A 20,060-nucleotide genomic window follows, 5' to 3' on the forward strand; every position below is an offset into this window, starting at 1 on the left:
GGTGAATGGGATGACAGAAACACAGCAGCAGAACAGCAAGCCGGAACAGAAGGAAGTCAAGAAGAAAAAGAAGAGTTGGTGGCGCATCGCAAGATGGTTTCTGATTCCGATTCTGCTTGTTCTTGCCCTCGCTGGCGGAATGGTCGCTGGATATGTGGTACTGGGCAAACAGGATATCGGTTCCGTATGGCAATGGAGTACCTGGAAGCATGTCTATGATCTGGTATTCGCTCCATAAGATAACGAGTACAGCGAAAACTCCTGCGCAGGCAGGAGTTTTCTTTTTGGTGTTGAAAACAGTATAATGATGGATGACGTTTAACGTCAGAAGAGGCCTCCCCTGCGAAAGACATGCTGTCATCGCGAAGAGAGACCCCTTATCTCAACCTTCACTACTGCAGTCATGAAGGATATTACTAGTGTTAACCCTAAATCAACATTTCATACAACATTAAAATTGAAAACTCATTTATATGAGGATCGACTTGATCATGCTTGTTTAATTGTTTCCGCACTACAGTAAGTGGAGGGAACGGAATCGTTCAAAAGAAGCGAAGCGTTCGCGTTTGTCCCCGAATTTTAACCATTGGAAAATGGTTTATAAAAAATTAGAGGACAATGGCGATCAAAGAACGATCCGTTCCCGAAACGACGCTAGTGCGCCGACATTATTGCATGATGGAGAGCCTTCGTATAAACACCCCGAGAGGAGATTATATTGTGCTAGATATCAAACAAATTCAATCCATTATCCCGCATCGCCCGCCGTTCCTGTTGGTGGACAGAATTTTGGAGATGGAGGATGGCAAACGTGCCGTTGGCTTGAAAAATGTAACCATTAATGAACCGTTTTTCATTGGTCATTTTCCGGAGTATCCCGTAATGCCGGGGGTATTGATCACCGAAGCATTGGCTCAGGTTGGTGCAGCAGCAATGCTTAACCTGGAAGCGAACAAAGGCAAAATCGGTTTCCTGGCGGGACTCGACAATTTCCGATTCCGTGGACAAGTTGTGCCTGGAGATACGTTGATCCTGGAAGTGGAGATCACACGTCTGAAAGGTTCGATTGGTAAAGGCAAAGCAACGGCTCGTGTGGAAGATAAAATTGTCGCTGAAGGCGAAATCATGTTTGCACTGTCAGACCCAAGCTGATTACATAGGCATGTATATATCATGCAGATAAGTTGAACTAATTCTTTACACATAAACGGAGAGACAGAGAAAACCTGAAAAAGCGAAGCGTTCGCCTTTATCACCGGATTTTTCCCTTTTAGAAAAGGGAATACAAAAAATCTGGGGATAACAGCGATTGGAAGGTTACTCTGTCATTGGAGTGCAAGTGTAAATATCTTTAGTTCAACTTATGACTACGCTGAACAGCTACGTGCATAAATAGAATTTTATATAGACGGAAGGGGCTTATTGGATATGGAACAGTTAAGCGCAGCAGCAGCCGAGACGTTGCAGCAATGGTTGGAGGATGCTTCCATTGATGAAGCAACCAAACAGGAGCTTCGTGATTTGAAGGATCAACCCAAAGAGCTGGAAGAGCGTTTCTACAGAAATCTGGAGTTTGGTACAGGTGGATTGCGCGGTGTCATTGGTGCCGGCAGCAACCGGATGAACAAATACACGGTGGGTCGTGCGACACAAGGCTTTGCCCGGTATTTGCTGGAGCAGCATGGGGACAAGGAAGGCAAACCTTCCGTTGTTATCGCTCATGACTCCCGTCATTTCTCACCTGAATTCTCACTGGATGCCGCGCTGGTGCTGGCAGCTAACGGTATTGTTGCCAAGTTGTATCCATCCCTGCGTTCTACACCACAACTGTCATTTAGCGTGCGCTATCTGCAAGCGACGGGTGGTATCGTTGTAACGGCAAGCCATAACCCGCCGGAATACAATGGATACAAAGTGTACAACCATGAAGGCGGACAACTCGTACCGCATGAAGCAGAGAAAGTTATCCAATATATTCAAGAAGTTCCTTCCTTGGCTGATGTGAAAAAGCTGACGCGCGAAGAAGCCGAAGCGCAAGGGTTGCTGATCTGGCTAGGTGAAGAGGAAGATCAGGCATTTGTAGACACGGTGGCAAGCCGCAGTCTTAGCCGCGAACTGATCCAATCCGGCATCGGCCGTGATTTCAAAATTGTGTACACACCGCTGCACGGTACAGGTAACCTTCCGGTTCGCCGCGTACTGGAGCAGGTCGGATTCGAGCAATTGTACATTGTCGCTGAGCAAGAGCAACCGGATGCTGAATTTTCGACGGTGAAGTCCCCTAACCCGGAAGAGCGCGAAGCGTTCACACTGGCGATGAAGCTGGGCGAATCCGTAGGCGCAGATATCCTGATCGGTACAGACCCGGATGCAGACCGTATGGGTGCTGTCGTGAAAGACAAAGATGGTAAATATTTTGTCTTGTCTGGTAACCAATCGGGTGCCATTATGGTACATTATCTGCTTAGTCGTCTCCAAGAGACAGGTACGCTGCCAAGCAACGGTGCAGTAATCAAAACGATTGTAACGAGTGAGATGGGGGCAGTGATTGCGGAGCATTACGGTGCAGAAGTGATGAACACCCTGACAGGCTTTAAATATATCGGTGAAAAAATGAATCAGTTCGAAGCCACCGGAAGTCATACCTTCCTCTTCGGATATGAAGAGAGTTATGGCTACCTCTCCGGCAACTATGCCCGTGACAAGGACGCCGTCCTTGCCTCGATGTTGATTGCCGAAGCTGCTGCCTACTATAAAAGCCAAGGCAAAACACTCTATGATGTGTTGCAGGAGCTGTACAACCAATTCGGATTCTTCCTGGAGAAACTGGAATCACGTACGCTCAAAGGCAAAGACGGTGTTGCACAGATTCAAGCAAAAATGACTGACTGGCGCTCGAATCCGCCACAGGAAGTGGCGGGCATTGCTGTGCAAGATGTGCTGGATTATTCCCTGGGTCTGGACGGGCTGCCGAAGGAGAACGTGCTGAAATTTATTTTGGCGGATGGTTCATGGTTCTGCCTGCGTCCTTCGGGCACAGAGCCGAAGATCAAAGTGTACTTCGCTGTGCGCGGTGAGAGTTTGGATGATGCAGAAGGCCGGATCGAACGTTTGGCTTCAGCAGTCATGTCGCGTGTAGACGCACAATAAAACAAATGGTACTGTAAGAAAAAGATGCAGAAGGCCTCTCCGCACCGTAAGGTTGGTTGGCGGAGGGGTTTTTCTTTGAAATAAAATTGCAAGTGTGCTGGAATATAAGAGAGCGTGTTAACACATGCTGAACGTAAGAATCATAAGAGCAGAACGGGCATTTGGTTCCAACAACTGAGGAGGTTACACGTAGTGCGTCAAAAATGGCTTTATTGGAATAACGCTTCCCGGAAGTGGTTATGGCTCATCGTTATTATTGGTTTGGTAGCATCCATCCCGGTTATCCGTGATCGGGTACAGACAGAATCTTCAGCGGACAAAGTAGAACTGGTCTTTAATTATCGAGGGCTGTTGGATATCTCCACGTATCAGGCTCATCCACAAGATTTTATGGATCAACAGATGACAAGGCTGAAAGATGCCGGTGTGACAACGATGGCTGTGTTTGAGAGTACGCTGGACGAGCTTAAGAAAACACGCCGCTTGATGGTTTACTCAGGTCAGGATCTTGCGAATATGACAAAAGAACTTGTTCCTCCCAATGCGAACTATACCTATGTGTTGTTCACGTCGGAAGAAAATGCGCAGACCTATACCCCTATCATTGAACAAACGTTCGCTGAACGTCAGATCCCGGTTAAACCCTGGGAGTATGAAGGTCACAGCGGCTTAATATTGCAGACACCACCGGAGAATGCCAACATGCAACCGATGCAGCCCGATCCGGTTGCGGTGAAAATGCTGCGTGATAAAGGTTTTCATATTTTGCCCCGGATCTCCGACACCGTACCATACAACCAACAATCGATGGAGCGGATGCTTACGTTCTTCGAAGAGAGTGGTGTGACACGTATCCTGTTTGATGGGGATGCAGTGAAAGGGTACAATGATAATGCAGAGATGAAGAGTCTGGATCAGTTTGCTCAGCTGCTTAACAAACATCATATTGGTCTGGCTGCGATTGAAAATCTGAAGAAGCCGCAGGATGGGTTCCAGACGCTGGCTTACAAGATTGATTACAATGTCACTCGTCTGTACTCACTAAGTGATGCGGATGCGAATTTAAAAGAAGATACCATTGCAGATCGATTTGTACTGGCAGCCAAGGATCGCAACATTCGCATGATTTATATGAATGCTGCACCAAGCCGGAATACGGCCAAAGCGGCCATCACCGATCCGATCGATAATCTGATCAAAAGTCTGGGTGAACCGGGACATGCCGTTGAACGTATGGCTAAACATGGCTTTGAGCTTGGACAAGCCGAAGCATTCACGGTGAAAGATTCGTCCATTCAACGTTATGCGAAGCTGATCGCGCTTATTGGGGCAATCGCTTTGATTGCACTGATGGTTTCTTATTTTGCACCTGTGTTTACGATTGCGGTATTCCTCCTTGGACTGGTGGGTAGCGCAGGTTTGTTCCTGTTAAAACCTACACTGCTCGAGCAGGGAATCGCTTTACTGGCGGCAATTTCCGCACCAACGATTGCGATGGTGCTGGCTGTTCGGACGGTGAATGCGCAACAACTGCGTCAGCCGGATGCTCCTGCGGGTCGTCGTTTGGCACAGACACTCGTTTTATATGTGAGAACATCGATTCTTTCATTTGTGGCCGTACCTTTTATGATCGCATTGTTGAACAACATCACGTACAGCTTGGTTATTAATCAGTTCCGTGGTGTTAGCCTGTTGCACTTTGCGCCGATTGGATTGGTTGCAATTTATATTGTATTCTATCGTGGTTCGGGTTCAATCTCTGTGAAACAAATCAAAGATATGCTGCGTATGCCAATCAATATTCTAATGGTTATACTGGCGCTTGTTGCTGCCGCTTTTGGATATTATTATTTGAGCCGTACAGGAAATGCGGGTACGGTAACACCATTCGAGATGTTCCTGCGTACGACGCTGGAGGATACGTTTGGAGTACGACCTAGATTCAAAGAATTTGTGCTGGGACACCCGCTGTTTATCGTTGGCGTGTTCGCCGCTTTAAAATACCGTAAAGTCATCTTTGTGCTTATGATCGCTACGATGGGTCAATTGTCCATGGTTGATACGTTTGCACATATTCATACACCGGCTGTACTGTCACTGATTCGTGGGGTGATGGGACTCGGACTTGGCTTGATCTTTGGTATCATTGCTGTGGGTGTGTGGCAAGTCGTGGAAGGATGTTGGAAAAAATGGTCACCACTTCTAAGAAATTAGTCATTTCGGGATACTACGGATTCCGCAACAGCGGGGATGAAGCTGTGCTGAAATCCATCCTGACTGCATTGGAGGAAGAGAGCCAGCGGTCAAACGTAACGATTGAACCGATTGTACTCTCCATCGATCCAGCGTGGACAACTTCCATGTATGGTGTTCGTGCAGTTCATCGGATGAAGCTGAAGGAAGTTCGCGAGGCACTCAAGGAAAGTGATGGACTGATTAGTGGCGGGGGAAGCTTGCTGCAGGATGCGACGGGATTGAAGTCCATTCCTTATTATCTGGGTGTCATCAAGCTGGCTCAGTGGTTGAAAAAGCCTACATTTATCTATGCTCAGGGAATTGGCCCTGTTAACCGTAAAATCTTTAACCCGATGATCAAATCGGTATTCAGATCTTGTACCTATGTTTCGGTTCGGGACGAGCAATCCGCCGATTATCTGCGGGGTCTTGGACTCAAATGGAACCAGATTCATGTCGTGCCTGATCCGGTAATGGGGTTACCCTTGCCGGATACCGCTTCTATTGATCAACAACCTGTCCATTCACAGGCTTCGGCAGATAAACATGCCGAACTGCCGGTGGTTGGTGTGTCTGTTCGGTTCTGGGAAGCGGATCGCAAGGAGCTTACCGCTATCGCCGCTGGTTTGAAAAAACTGGCTGCGCAGAAGGCTGTACATCTGCGCTTTATGCCGTTCCATCTGCCTGATGATGTGCAAGCATCCCGTTTTATTATGGAACTGATCGGTGATGTGACCAGTAAAGGCAGCGAAGTTAGCATCACGGAAGATCTGACCGATCCTCAGCAGATGCTGGAGGAAGTGAGCCGCTGTGATCTGATGATCGGTATGCGTCTGCATAGTCTGATCTACGCGGCATCACAGTATGTCCCGCCCGTCGGCATTTCGTACGATCCCAAAATTGATCAATTTCTGCTTCGACTGGAAAGTGATGCTGTGGGTAATACGAGTTCACTTGATGGGGATAAGCTTGCCCAAACGGTAGCTGGACTGCTCGATCAGCGTTCACAGTGGCTAAAACAAAACGAAGATCGCATTACTGCATTGAAGCAGGAGGCCAGAGAGCCTGCCAAGCAGATTATTACCTATTTAGGCCGCAAAGGATGAGATAACAATGACTCAGACCGGAACGATTCCTACCGTTTCCATCTACGGTATCCCCTTTTCCAAACGAACGATGAAAGAAACGGTCAAGACGCTTGAAGAAGCTGTCTTGTCGAAACAGCCACATCAGATCATCACTGCCAATCCGATTATGGTCATGGCTGCACTGGAAGACCCTGCAATGATGAAGGTGATGCAGGATGCGGAGATGATCGTACCGGATGGAACCGGTGTGGTATGGGCTGCTAACTACTGCGGTGACCCTGTAGCAGAGCGAGTACCGGGTTTTGAACTTTTACATGAATTGCTGCGGGTTGGAGAAAACTATCGATGGGGCGTGTATTTGCTCGGTTCTACCCCTGAGGTGATTCAAGAAACGGCGGTTCGGTTACAACAGCAGTATCCGGCTATTCGTATTGTGGGTTACCGCGATGGATTCTTCGGTGCGGCTGAGGATGAACAGGTGGTAGCTTCGATTCAGCAGGCTGCGCCTGATCTGTTATTCGTTGCTCGCGGAGCGGATACCCAAGAACCCTGGATTCACAAACACAAGCATGCACTGCAAGTTCCTGTCATGATGGGGGTTGGCGGCAGCTTTGATGTAATCTCGGGTAGAAGCAAACGGGCTCCTAAGTTGTTCCAAAAGTTAAGACTCGAATGGTTCTATCGTCTGTTGCGTGAGCCTAGCCGGGCTGGACGTATGCTTGCGCTCCCGAAATTTGCCCTGAAAGTAATGAGGGACAAAGAAAACGTGACAAAAGCCCGTTAAAAACAGGTAATTACGAGATAAATGCTTGTTTTTGCTAGAAATTGAGGATAGCTTTTCGCATATGATCAGCGTATAATTCATTCCGGCACATACGTGTGTCACTAGTTGAAAATATTTTTTTCGTTGCACTAGGCACTACGATGTCAGAATAACCCTCTGATCGCCCTTATCCCCAAATTTCTTTATATCCTTGTTCAAGGATGAAATTCGGTGATAAATGCGAACGCTACGCTTCAATAGGTTATTTCTGCCCTCTCCGTTAAAAGTGCAACAGTATTTCTTTTCAAAAGTGAAAAACAATGTTTCTTTCATATATAGAAAAAAAGAGATCAGGGGATTTATAATTTTTGTTCAGGTATTATAATTGGGGGTCGAATGTTCAAATGGTAGCGATCTTTATCATTGGATTTCTAGTGTCAATGGGACTTGCTTTAGCTCTGACACCGCTTGTTAAAAAGTTCGCAGTTCGCATCGGTGCGATGGATACACCGAATGCGCGTAAAGTGCATACCCGGATCATGCCGCGTCTTGGCGGATTAGGTATTTTCCTGGCTTTTATCATTACGGTTGCTGCACTGCTTCCGTTTGTCTCTGCCTGGTTTACAACGCGGGACATGAGTTTTGTTAGTGCATTTCTGGTCGGAGGTTCCATCATTGTATTGATTGGTGCTTTGGATGACCGTTTTGAACTGTCTGCCAAAGTAAAGCTGCTCGGACAGATTGTAGCTGCATCTGTTGTAGTATTCGGATTTAACATCCGTGTAGATTTCGTCAACATTCCATTTCAGGATGCGTATTCTTCACTCGAGACGTGGGTATCCATCCCGCTGACGATTCTGTGGATTGTTGGTGTCACTAACGCCATTAATCTGATTGACGGACTAGATGGTCTGGCTGCTGGTGTATCCGGTATTGCTATTGGAACGATCGCAATGATGTCTTTCCTGATGGGCAATACCATGATTGCTCTGATGTGTCTGGTGCTGCTCGGCAGCATTATCGGATTCTTGTTCTTTAACTTCCATCCAGCCAAGATATTCATGGGGGATACCGGTTCACTCTTCCTTGGTTTCTCACTGGCAATGCTTTCGATGCTCGGATTCAAACAGATTGCAGTTGTGTCCTTCATTACACCGCTGATCATTATCGGTGTGCCGCTCTCGGATACATTGTTTGCGATTATTCGCCGTGCGGTACAACGGAAGCCGATCTTCTCACCGGACAAAGGCCATCTGCATCACTGCCTGCGTGAACTGGGATTCAGCCATCGTCAGACTGTACTGATCATTTACGGTATTGCTGCATTCTTCGGTGTGCTCGCGATTATCCAATCTTCGGCAGCGATGTTTGAAGCAAACTGGGTAACCTTTGTTGTGATCTGTATCATGATGTTCTTCCTGCAAGTGGGTGCTGAAGTCATCGGACTTGTTAGCAAAACGAGAAGACCCGTGATCAACTTCCTGATGCGCATGCGTGTGAAGTTGAATCCACAGACCCGTTCTAAATCCTAAACAAACAAAATGGATAATCTTCTGCTATTGTTCAATCTCATATTATAAACCCTGGCCTTATCCGGAAATCGGATAAGGTTTTTTGTTTTTTTTGAGATTTTTACTAAATAATTGGAACCTTTTTGCCGATAAATACTGGTAACTGACTTAAAAAGAGGAGAGATGATACGTAATGCAACAAAAGAAACGGCCGTTGGTCTGGATCATGTTGGTCACCATGGTGCTCTCATTGTTCCCACAAGGTCTGTTCGGTGGATCCGTTGCTTCGGCTGCCAACGCACTGACTACCTACTTTACACCAGATAATACTGCGATAAGCAAAACAGCGGATCTCAACATTGAAGACTCGGCGAATGCAAAATTTTTGTCCCGTACTTTGGCTTATCAGACGACTCAAGGGACAATTACAATAACAGGTGCTTATGCTTTTGTATCCAAAGATACGATGCGTGTCAAAGTCGAGCAACTAAACTCTGTTAGCGCACCAAGCAACAAAACGAAGTGGGAGCCGGATGCTACCCGTTCCAACACAACGGCAGTAAACGCCAGTACAAATGGAAATAACTTTACGGCAAACAACATCACCTTGTTCCCTGGCTTTAACCGGATTACCTTCACGGGGACTCAGGGATCTGTAGAACGTTCAGATACGTTCTATGTGTTGTATGATCAAGTTCCATTTATCCAAGATTTCAAGATTTTCACCGATCCAAGCAGTGGTTCCAATACGTCTTACGGTCTGAATGAAGGAGCACAGACGGTAGTCAATACACAGTTTGTATCTGTCCAAGGTAAAGTACAGAATTCGACCAAGGTCACCGTTTCTTTGAACGGCGGAGAAGAACTGGATTCGTCTTTGCTGCAAAATGGAACATTTTTCACGCCGCAATTAAAACTGACTGCGGGATTAAACAATATAAAATTCAAAATTGCCAACGGCTCGGATTCTATCCTTACCGAACGTGCAGTTTATTATTATGACAAAGATCAGCCGTTCTCCAAGCTGAATATCATTCTGAACGGGGGAGAAACCAACTCGGTTCTGAACAACATCCCGACCTATAGTACAACAGCTGCTGATGCTACGCTTGAAGTGCAGGTGGTGTTGCCATATTCAGCGAGCGCTACTTCATTTCAAACTTCAGGTACTCTCACGGTGAATGGAACAACGATGACACTGGGGACAGTTAAAGAAACCGTTATCCCCGGTCCTGACGGTTCCACACCTGAATATCGGATCGTAGAGTTCACAACAACGACTGCATATCCATTGCAGACAACGACGACTCCTGCCGGAGTTGCGAAAAGTCAAATAGCTAATGTTGTTGTTGGGCACGGAACATTCAGTTCCGGATATACAGGGAAGTTTACTTACGCTCCAGGTGTTAAAACGATTACTAATATGTACTATCTGCCAGATTACGTTGGCGGAGCTACTACGAATAAAGTACCGTTGAACAATGCTCAGATTTCTACAGGAGATTTCTACATTTTGGTTGAGTCCAGTCAGGCGATTGGCACGGAAATTCCAGTTGGCGAATATTTGCCGACAGGTACAACCAAGCTGACAATTACAGACCCACCAGCAGGTGTGACTGTTCCAGTAGATGCAACAGGTAAGACGAAGGTGTATTTGGTAAAAAATCTGGCTAACGGCACCCAGAAAATGCGTTTCTATTACACAAATCCTGATCCGCATTATGATGTGACTGTGTCCTATGCTTCCAAAAGCTATATTTACGTAGCCAACTTATATGATGGGCAGAACTATACGTTCAACTCCAAAACGACCCAGTCCTTAACGGTCAATGGTGAGTTTGTTGGTTTCAGTACCCTTGCATCTCCTCAATTCACGAGTCAATTATTTGTGAATGGTGTAGCTAGAACACCTGCTGGTTTCCCGGGCACCAACGGTAAGTTTTCCTTCCCGTTGACTATTGGCGGTACGGGAGAACTCGTATATGGGGAAAATACAATCACAATTACAGGCACAGATAAAGACGGTGCAGGTAAAACGAAGATCATTGAGAAAAAACTAAGAATCTATATTTCGGACAGCAACGTGTCCAACATCGATAAATTCATGCCCGTCCCTGTTCCAACGGATTCTCGTGTCGAATTTATCAAGACTGATGTGAATCTGTATACTCCCGAAGAGATGGTCAACATCTTCAAAGTAACTCCAGACTTTATCATCCGTGATGGTAAGTATGTAACGAGTAAGGATAGATATGATCTGGTATTTAAGGGCGGCGGTGCAACAATTGCGAATCTGTACTCCGGTTCCAAGCTGATCTATAACTATGCAATACCGGTTGGAGTTGATGCGAAGTCGAATCTACCGACTTCAGACGGTCACATCGCTGATGTTGCCGGGAATCAAGATCAATTCATGATCCGTATTCGGAACTATATTTTTGAAGCACCAGGCAGCCATGTATACACGTTAGAGCTAATTAACAGCACGGGAGCAAGAACGACACAACGATTGGAGATTGTAAGAGAACCGTCTTCTTATCGTATCCTCTCTCCTGTAGCAACCGTTGGACAACAGATTGTTGTTAACAAAAACTATGTACACTTTGATATTGAAGCAGAAGGTGCATCACAGGTATTGATCGGCAAAGAAGCAGCCGTTAAACGCCCAGATATGGACAACCGCTTTGTTCTGGATTATGTAGGTTTGACGCCAGATAAGAATAATGCGATCAAAATCCAGATTACGCGAGAGGGCGGCAAGATTAACGATACGGTTAACGTATTCTATACAAGCACCGTTGGTGTAGATGCACAGTATATGGCACCGAAAGTGGCCAACAAATATTCTGCATTTAATAAAAAGCTTGAATTGTCGTTCCCGAAAGCAACCATTCTGCAGTCGGCTACCAAATCAAGCAGTGGCGTGATCAAGTATTATCCGGACAACAAAATCCTGTTTGGTATTGTTGATCCGAAGGATGGCGTACTGGAACGTAAGAATGATTACGGCTTTAATATTGGACAAGCAGATCCTCGCAGTACTGGAGGGTTGTCACCTATCACCGTTCCGACCATTTTGACAGAGATGTTTAACTCCAACCTGACAACAAGTAACTTCGTTCCGGTATCCGATACGTATTGGATTAATGGCGGAATTGGTGAACTTGGAGACAAAGGTTCAAGCGGATATAAACCAGGAACGAATGGTGTAACACCGTACTCCCTAGAAGGAAGCTTCACACAGTTCCCGACAGAGCGAATTCTAGTGCCTTCCAACCGGGGGACGCTCAGTCTCGCTTATGATCCATCGATTGTAGATGAAGTGGGTTCAACCATTAGTGTATTCCGTTACTCCGATAAGAGTAATATTGGACAATGGGAACCGATTGGTGGAGCTGTGGATACCAAGAAACATACCATTACCGTGTCTTTTGACGAATTCGGCTATTACAAAGTAATGAAGCTAAGCAAAAGCTACTCGGATATTACGAATCACCCATGGGCAAGAAATATTTTGAATGCTCTTTACTCCAAAGGAATCATGAACAATTTGCGTTTTAACGCGTTTGGTGCAGACGATCAGACTTCACGTGGGGAGTTTGCTACCCTGCTGATCAAAGGTTTGGATATTCCTCTGAACTATTCGAAGGATATACAAACCTTCACAGATGTAAATCCAACAACAGCAAGCGATACATGGGATTTCGCATCTATTGAGACAGCGGCCAAAGCAGGTATCATTACAGGACTCAGTGATGGATACTTTGGTGTAGAAGATCCAATTACACGTGAGCAGGCAGCCGTTATGATCGCACGTGCGATGAGCATGAAGCTTGCCGCAAACGACAGTAAGCTGGCAGCAACGATGTCTAAATCCTTCCAGGATTCTAATCTGATTGAGTACTATGCCCGTCCTTCGGTGCAGGCGGTATCCAAGGCGAAAATTATGGAAGGCAGTCCAGTGCAGGGCAATGCCAAATCATTCCTTTTCAATCCAAAAGGGAACCTGACTCGCGCTGAGGCAGGCAAAATTGCCGTTGAACTGTTCAAAAAAGGAACTAAACTTTTCCCTAAAACGTTAAGTTAATGTATCAGATCTGAGAATGTTTTAGGAAGAACCTGTCCCTTAAATGAGAAGGGGCAGGTTATTTTTACGGCTGAATATGAGATGGTATAGAAACCTTTTATAATAGAAGGAAACAGTTTTTTACCAATAACTATTTTTGTAATTTGCTAGAGATTAAGATACAATAGCGGTAAATACACAATGATCTAGAGGGTGAAGTTAGCTTATGAAACCGATTTATTCTAAGGCTCAGCTGGGCTACATGAAGGCAAAGACACAGTTCGAGAAGCAAGCAGTCATTCTGGAGAAAAAGTTGGAAGATACACGCAAGACTCAGGAAATCTCTCAGGAAGTGATGGAAGGGCTAGTACAGACTACGGGCTTCCATGATGCGTATAATAATCTGGTTCTGGCAGAGAATGAGCTGATTGAATGGTCTCACATAACGATGAAACATGAGAAGACGTATCGTGAGAACAGACTTGCGATTGATGACATGTATCTGAAGTTGAACAGTGATCCGAAGATGCGTGCACAGATTATTGAATTGGCAATGAAAATTCGATAATATACAGAATTGAACATGTGAAAGAGGGCCAAATGGCTCTCTTTTTTTATTTTGGAAAATGTGGAATTTGTCGCTTCATCGTCATAATTAGCGGGTATAAATAAACGTCCCACACATTTCTGACTCTTTCTTATTACAGATGGCGAATCAGCAAAGTGGTGGTACAACTGGTTTTGAACACGCTAGAAACCCGCACTGCACCAATACATAAATAAGTTCAAAACTTTTTTTGCGGAATGCGCAACTTTTTGAAATCTACTGCGTTTAAGATGTAGAGTCGAAAACATTGGGGAACTTACCAAGAATGACCTCGTGAAGAATCTTGTCTATTTATTAGAAAAAATTACTTTACGGCACGAGAGACCCATTGTATAATACGTTAGGTAGGATTAGGAAACTACTCTATTTACGTGTGATTCTATCATTATTCTAGGTAACAAGTTTCTGTGATATGCTCACAGACATCATTTATATTAACTTGCTCATGACTCTGGAAAGGGGGTGCGACAATAGAATGAGGAACACGAGCGACCCTATTAAAGAAAATTCCAATGTTATGAACACCCAAGGAGGAGAAAAAAAGTTTATGAAGAAAATTTTATCCGTAGCTTTGTCTACAGCAATGGCATTCTCAATGTTTGCTTCTGTAGCATTCGGTGATACAGCAGTTTCCCCGCAACAACAGTTTGATGCATTGAAAGCAAAAGGTATCTTCGAAGGTTTCCCTAACGGTACTGCAGGTTTGGATCAAGAGATGACTCGCGGTCAATTCGCAAAAGTTATCACTAAATTGCTCGGCCTGAAAGAAGTTACTGGTCAACTTTCTTACAACGACAAAAACTACACAGCTAAAAACTGGGCTGTACCTTACATCGAAGCAGTAACTGCTGCTGGTATCATGGAAGGTAAAGACAAAGTTAAAAAAATCTTTGACTTCAACGGTAAAGTGACAATCGCTGAAATGGCGACAATCCTTACTCGTGCACTTGACCTGGAAGTTCCAGCTGAAACGAACAACAATGCTCCAGCATGGGCTAAAGGTTATGTTCAAGCAGCAATCAACGCTGGTCTGATTGACGCTAAAGCTAACTTCACTGCTAACGCTTCCCGTCAACTGTTGGTAGGCGCAGCTTACTCCGTTGATCAAGCTCAAAGCTTGAAAGTTGCTTCTTATGAAGTAAGCGAAGCTGGTAAAGTTGTTACTTTCAAAATCAGCGACGGTGAATCCGTTAAAGTAACTTTGGATAAAGCTCTTGAAGCTAACAAAGAAACTGAAGTGAAATTCACTTACAAAGAAAAAGAATTCACTGAAAAAGTTACTTATGTAGTAACTACAGCTACTAAAGTTGAGAGCGTAACTGCTACTAACTTGAAAGAGATCACTGTAAACTTCGACGGTAGTGTTGACCCAACATCTGCTGAGCAAGTTGCATTGTACTCTGTAGTAAGAGATATCACTGGTGCTACAGCTAACACTATTGAAAAAGCTACAGTATCTGCTGATAAAAAATCTGTTGTATTGACTGTTTCCAGTGCTTTGTTGAACAACACTGCATACAAATTGTCTGCTACAGGTGTTAAAACAGGTGGTACTACTTCTGTATCCACTAAAGATGTTAAGTTTACTACTGCAGATGTAGCTGCTCCTACTGTAGATAAAGTAGAAGCTTTGGGTAACTCCGCTGTTAAAGTAACTTTCAGCGAGCCAGTTAACATCACTAATAAATCCGCTGCAAGCAACTACTTCGAAATCGATGGTAAAGTTGTTTCCGGAACACTTGATGTAAACAGCAATACAGTAATCATCAAATCTTTCACTAAACTTGCTAACGGCGATCACAAAATCGTTACTAAAAAAGCAATTCAAGACTACGCTGGTTACCCAGTACTTGAAAAAACTTTCGACTTCACAGTAACTGAAGATACTACTGCACCTACAATTGCTGGTGTATCTAACGTTACTTTCGAAAGTGCTACAGTAACTTTCAGTGAAGATGTAGATCCTTCTACAGTTTCTGGCGCTAACATCTACTGGTTAGATGGAAGTCAAAAACGTTATGCTGAAAGTGGCTATGAAAAACAAATTGATGGAAAAACTTTCAAGTTCTCATTCACTGGCTTGAAAAAACTTCCTTCTTATGCTACTGATCTTTACATTAACAACGTTAAGGATTACTCCGGTAACCAAATCGTTACAGATTCCAAAACTACTGTGAACGCAGTTATCGATCAAACTCGTCCAGAAGTTGCTAGCTTCACTTTCAATACAAACACTAACAAAAGTGCTGTACTGAAATTTACTAAAGCTGTTGATACTGCAACTTTCTTAGCTAAAAATGTAGTTATCAAAGACAGCACTGGTAAAGCGGTAACTAATATCTTCACACCAGCTTGGTCTGATGCTAACAAAACATTGACTATTAACTTCTCTAATGCTTTGAAAGCTGGCACTTACAGCTTCGAATTGACTGGTCTGAAAGATACTACAACTTTGGCTAACACAATTCTTCCTTACACTGGTGAGATCACTGTAGGTGATATTGCTCAACCTAAATTGGTTTCCACAGTGAAAACTGATTCTTCTTTCATCTTGAATTTTGATAAGAAGATGGCATTGGATGGCGAAGGTTCAATCTTGAACCCAGCTAATTACTATGCTACTTACAATGTTGATGGTAACGCTGCTGTTACAGGTCAACTTCCAGCAGGTACATCTTATGAAACGCTTGCTGATCAAAAGAGCGTTCTGATCAAACTGCCTGCTAACGTTAAAGTTACAGCTTTGACTGTTCAAGGTGTTAGATCTGCTGCTGGTAATGTATTGAACGGATATGTTGCTAATGCTCTGGATGCTAGCGTTGTAGTTGATGGATTCACAGTTAAAGATGCAAAAGCAATTGCTACAAATGAGATTGTTGTTAAACTGACTCAACCTGCTGCATCTGCTATTGCTAGTGATTATGTAGTAACTGTTGGAGCAGTAACAAAATCTGCTACAGATGCATGGGTAGATGCTTCCGACAACACTTTGGTACACGTGAAACTGGCTGATAACACTTTGAATACAGCTGTTACTGGCGTAAAAGTGGATGTTAAAGCTACTGGTGCTGCTTCTCAATCTCTTGCTGGCGCTGCAATTAAACCTGCTGCTGCAGCAATTAATGTAAAAGATGCTATCAAAGCTAGCGTTGTTAAAAATGCTGATGATAAAATCGTTATTGCTCAAAACGCAGCCAATGTTACTACTAATGGTATTGTGTTTAACAGCGCTACAAACACAATCTGGGTTAACTTCACAGAAGATATTCAAGCAGCTAACGAAGATGTTGCTGGTCAACTCTTCAAAGTAACTCAATCTGATGGCACAGAATTGAAATACGGAGCTATTGCAGATTACACTGCAACAATTTCTGGTTCTACTGTCACAATTAAATTGAATCCTAGCGGTTCTAAAGTAAGTGGATACAACGGAATCTACCGTATTGCTTTCAACAATGATTCTAAATATGTAACAGACAAAGCAACTGGTATGGACTTTGATGGTACTACACCTCTTGCGAACGCAGTAAGCAACTTCAATGTTGAAGATGACGCTGTTAACAACAACGCTATCGTAATCAACAATGCAGTAACTGCAACAGCAACTTTCGGTACTACTAACCAAGATGAGATCACAGTATCTTTCAACAAAGCTGTTGATGCTACTACATTGGCAGATACTGATAACTACACAAGCGCTGGTAAAACAGTAGTTAGTGCAACTCCAGGAGCTGATAACAAATCAGTTGTTGTAAAATTCAGTGCTAACTTTGCTTCTGCTGAATCTGTTGTTGTTAGTGACATCAAAGATGCTGATGGCAATGTAATTGCTACAGCTACTTTCACAAAACAATAATTTATAAGCTATGAAGAACTCCCTTACAATAGTAAGGGAGTTTTTTTATATTCAAACAACAACATCGTAACTTTCTTCCCTTCCCAAACGTTTATACTATATAGCAACAAGCAACTTATGGGAGGTTTGGAAGTGGATCAAAAGAAAATGGTTGTGAGCTTGCTCGCCAGTGCCATGTTGATCAGTTCAACGGCGGGTCTGGCGATGGCTGCAAATACAACAACGAAGTCAACGGCTGCCAGTAGCGATAATAAGGCAACGAAGAAAACAACAGCTCCGAAAAAACAGGTTGTACATACCCTGGGGAACCTGTCCCCTATTAAGGTGACTGCACGCAGCACTGTACGATTAACGGATGTGAACATCCTGGCTCAGGATGATGCTAACGTCGTGACGTATACGCTGTCGTATCAAAATAATGACAGTAAACCTCTGATGATGATTGATTACTGGAGCAAGGTGAAGACGAGTGGAGGCACAGTGTTCTCCCCTAAACTGATCACGAAGGATCAGGAAAAGAAATCAATCTCGCCTGGTTCCACGGTAGAGCTGACTTATGTCATGAAAGCGGGCCGTGAAGTGAAGATTAGTGATCTGAACTTCCTGATTGTGAAATGGGATTTCAGTCAAGCTAACTATGAACGTACGCTGGGTAAGTTTAATGTGCCAGCCTCTTATAGCATTGTTACACCTGTAGGTAAACCTAAGACGGTTCGTCTAAGTGACTCTGCCGTGAAGGTCAAAGTCTCCGGAATTAAAGTCTATCCAGGTGAAGATAAGAATCAGTATGTGAAAATTGGTGTGAATTTAAACAATATTAGCTACAAATTGTTGGAGAATCCGAATATTAAATGGATTTTGCGTACTCCGGGTGGTGCGAACTATCCATTAATTCCAGATAAGGACAGTGCAACGGTGAGCATTCAGGCACAGGCGAACAAGTCTCTGGGTCTGATGGCTTCAGTTCCTGCATCCGTTAAGTTGCAAAAGTCCGAACTGCTGCTTGTAGAGGAGCAGGGCGAAGAGAAAAGTGTGCTTCCTGTAGCAGCTCTGCAGCTGCCTGAGGCAAGCAAAAGTAATGTAAGTGTTGCAGCAAACCAGCCTAATATTATTTCGATTGATGGACAGCCTCTGTCTACGTTGTTAAGCTCCTCCAGAGTTCGTGTAGATGACGAGGAGTATACGTTAAACATGCAGATGGTACTTAAAAACGAAGGTAAAAAGGCGATCAAGGTACCGACATACTCCTTCGAGGTACGTATGGCTGATGGAACGATTAATCCCATCGAAACCAAAGCATTGGACAACTTGAAATTGAATCCGGGTGATATCAAGACCATTAAGCTGAGTGGAACATTCCAAGGGGATGGCGACACCAGCAAGATGAAGTTGTATGTGATGAGCCCTAAGGACAAGAACGAGGGCACAGATTCATCAACGACAACTCCGGCAAACGGATTAGTCTTCTCTTATCCTGTCGGAGTTTATGTTCTGCCTGAGTCCGTGTCCGAGGGAGATGGACTGACGACAGAAACAGTTATCAAAAATAACAAAGGTACATTTGGTGTATCGTTCGGTTCACTGCAACGTTTGCCATGGCTGGATAGCGATATCATTGCCGCTAAGGTGACTATTCGCAATGCATCCACCAAAACGGTACAGCTTCCGGAACTGGAAGGGATGTTTACGATTGACTCTGCAAAGATTGATGGAGATAAGAAGTTAATCTACATGCAAACCGGTAAACTGCTGGGTGCAGGTATGACAACGGAAGCTTATCTATTAACGAAGATCCCATCAGATCTGCGGATGTCCCGTTTGGAGCTTAGCCTGAACGAAAAGGTAAGTGAAGAAGAAACGAATGAATGGATTACACTGAATACCTCTGGTCTGATCCAACCGGTATCCTTCATCTCCAAAGGTAAAACGTATCTATCTGGTACGGGTGATAAAGAGACGGAGATGGGCGCACGCAGAACGATCCGTTATCCAGGGGCATCATCCGATATCGTGTATACGGAATTCGAAATGACGAATAAATCGTTGCGTCAGAGCGGTCTTGGCAAATTGGTAGCTTATTACAAGACAGCAGACGGTCAGTATTATCGTGCAACGGCAAAACAATCCGAGCGTTTGCCAGGACCTGGACAGAAGTCGATTGTGACGTTCTGGGCCAAACTGCCGAAATCCGTAACGTTCTCGGACTTGAAGCTGGTTGTAGGTGAAGGGGTTGCCGATGGTAAGTTTGTAACTGGTGAAGGAGAAGCAACAGCTTACGTTAATGCTATGGCATTCGAGGTGCCACCCGTATCCATCAGTGTACTAGGCTCCCTCAGCAACATTGATCTCTACCCTTATAATCTGACAGCACATAGTGTGCGCGCTTATCTGGCAGGCAGCGCGTCTGTGCAGATTGAGATGAACTACACACTCACTCGCAACGAAGAGACAGAGATGGCTGAAAATGAACATAAGCTAATTCTCACACTGACAGATCAAGCGGGTAAGTCGTATGAGAAAGAGCTGACGTTGGGCACAGACATCAAGGCGGGTAAGAACCAAACCCTGACTTGGAGCATTGAAGATAACTTCTTCGAGAAGCTGCGTGGCGGTTCATATCGTCTGAGCCTGGATGATCAGTTCCAGGGACAACGTTTACGTCTGGCAGAACAAACCTACGGTTATGATCTGACAAAGCTCCCGAAGGAAGTGCCAACAGAATAAGATAGATCAAATTAATCTTTTACAAAGGCTACCAAGTTCATACTTCGATTACGAGAATGA

11 protein-coding genes are annotated in these 20,060 nt (G+C 44.4%); all 11 read left to right on the forward strand.

Features of this window, described 5'->3' with window-relative positions; translation table 11 throughout:
* Positions 1 to 10: 10 nt before the first annotated feature.
* The 11 genes from ACR8BL_RS19605 to ACR8BL_RS19655 all read left to right on the forward strand — a co-directional run bounded on the left by ACR8BL_RS19605 (position 11) and on the right by ACR8BL_RS19655 (position 20,000).
* Positions 11 to 238, forward strand: a complete 228-nt coding sequence (locus ACR8BL_RS19605; protein ID WP_221791282.1) for a DNA-directed RNA polymerase subunit beta — start codon at positions 11 to 13, stop codon at positions 236 to 238.
* A gap of 482 nt (positions 239 to 720) precedes the next feature.
* On the forward strand, positions 721 to 1,152 hold the full coding sequence (gene fabZ / locus ACR8BL_RS19610; protein WP_434749164.1) for a 3-hydroxyacyl-ACP dehydratase FabZ: 432 nt from the start codon (positions 721 to 723) through the stop codon (positions 1,150 to 1,152).
* A gap of 276 nt (positions 1,153 to 1,428) precedes the next feature.
* Positions 1,429 to 3,150 carry a phospho-sugar mutase gene (locus ACR8BL_RS19615; RefSeq protein WP_434749165.1) on the forward strand — a complete coding sequence of 574 codons (1,722 nt, stop codon included), beginning with the start codon at positions 1,429 to 1,431 and terminating at the stop codon, positions 3,148 to 3,150.
* A gap of 192 nt (positions 3,151 to 3,342) precedes the next feature.
* Positions 3,343 to 5,364 carry a DUF5693 family protein gene (locus ACR8BL_RS19620; protein ID WP_434749166.1) on the forward strand — a complete coding sequence of 674 codons (2,022 nt, stop codon included), beginning with the start codon at positions 3,343 to 3,345 and terminating at the stop codon, positions 5,362 to 5,364.
* Positions 5,340 to 6,491: a polysaccharide pyruvyl transferase CsaB gene (gene csaB / locus ACR8BL_RS19625; protein WP_434749167.1), complete on the forward strand. Its 1,152-nt coding sequence runs from the start codon at positions 5,340 to 5,342 to the stop codon at positions 6,489 to 6,491. Before ACR8BL_RS19620 ends, csaB begins: the two co-directional genes overlap by 25 nt.
* A gap of 7 nt (positions 6,492 to 6,498) precedes the next feature.
* On the forward strand, positions 6,499 to 7,257 hold the full coding sequence (locus tag ACR8BL_RS19630; RefSeq protein WP_434749168.1) for a WecB/TagA/CpsF family glycosyltransferase: 759 nt from the start codon (positions 6,499 to 6,501) through the stop codon (positions 7,255 to 7,257).
* A gap of 383 nt (positions 7,258 to 7,640) precedes the next feature.
* Complete coding sequence (locus tag ACR8BL_RS19635) at positions 7,641 to 8,768, forward strand: glycosyltransferase family 4 protein (protein ID WP_434749169.1); 1,128 nt, start codon at positions 7,641 to 7,643, stop codon at positions 8,766 to 8,768.
* Positions 8,769 to 8,940: 172 nt separating this feature from the next.
* Complete coding sequence (locus tag ACR8BL_RS19640) at positions 8,941 to 12,834, forward strand: S-layer homology domain-containing protein (RefSeq protein ID WP_434749170.1); 3,894 nt, start codon at positions 8,941 to 8,943, stop codon at positions 12,832 to 12,834.
* Positions 12,835 to 13,039: 205 nt separating this feature from the next.
* Positions 13,040 to 13,381, forward strand: a complete 342-nt coding sequence (locus tag ACR8BL_RS19645) for a hypothetical protein (RefSeq protein WP_434749171.1) — start codon at positions 13,040 to 13,042, stop codon at positions 13,379 to 13,381.
* A gap of 586 nt (positions 13,382 to 13,967) precedes the next feature.
* Complete coding sequence (locus ACR8BL_RS19650; RefSeq protein WP_434749172.1) at positions 13,968 to 17,276, forward strand: Ig-like domain-containing protein; 3,309 nt, start codon at positions 13,968 to 13,970, stop codon at positions 17,274 to 17,276.
* 132 nt (positions 17,277 to 17,408) lie between these two features.
* Positions 17,409 to 20,000, forward strand: coding sequence for a hypothetical protein (locus ACR8BL_RS19655; RefSeq protein WP_434749173.1), 2,592 nt, complete (start codon positions 17,409 to 17,411; stop codon positions 19,998 to 20,000).
* Positions 20,001 to 20,060 lie beyond the last annotated feature (60 nt).

This window comes from Paenibacillus amylolyticus (genome assembly GCF_051136285.1).
Taxonomy (GTDB): Bacteria; Bacillota; Bacilli; order Paenibacillales; family Paenibacillaceae; genus Paenibacillus; species Paenibacillus amylolyticus_F.

What these genes read in the sequence shown, in the direction of transcription:
- ACR8BL_RS19605 (WP_221791282.1), top strand. Translation starts at nt 11, where the DNA reads ATGACAGAAACACAGCAGCAGAACAGCAAGCCGGAACAGAAGGAAGTC.
- ACR8BL_RS19615 (WP_434749165.1), top strand. Translation starts at nt 1,429, where the DNA reads ATGGAACAGTTAAGCGCAGCAGCAGCCGAGACGTTGCAGCAATGGTTG.
- csaB (WP_434749167.1), top strand. Translation starts at nt 5,340, where the DNA reads ATGGTCACCACTTCTAAGAAATTAGTCATTTCGGGATACTACGGATTC.
- ACR8BL_RS19630 (WP_434749168.1), top strand. Translation starts at nt 6,499, where the DNA reads ATGACTCAGACCGGAACGATTCCTACCGTTTCCATCTACGGTATCCCC.
- ACR8BL_RS19635 (WP_434749169.1), top strand. Translation starts at nt 7,641, where the DNA reads ATGGTAGCGATCTTTATCATTGGATTTCTAGTGTCAATGGGACTTGCT.
- ACR8BL_RS19640 (WP_434749170.1), top strand. Translation starts at nt 8,941, where the DNA reads ATGCAACAAAAGAAACGGCCGTTGGTCTGGATCATGTTGGTCACCATG.
- ACR8BL_RS19645 (WP_434749171.1), top strand. Translation starts at nt 13,040, where the DNA reads ATGAAACCGATTTATTCTAAGGCTCAGCTGGGCTACATGAAGGCAAAG.
- ACR8BL_RS19650 (WP_434749172.1), top strand. Translation starts at nt 13,968, where the DNA reads ATGAAGAAAATTTTATCCGTAGCTTTGTCTACAGCAATGGCATTCTCA.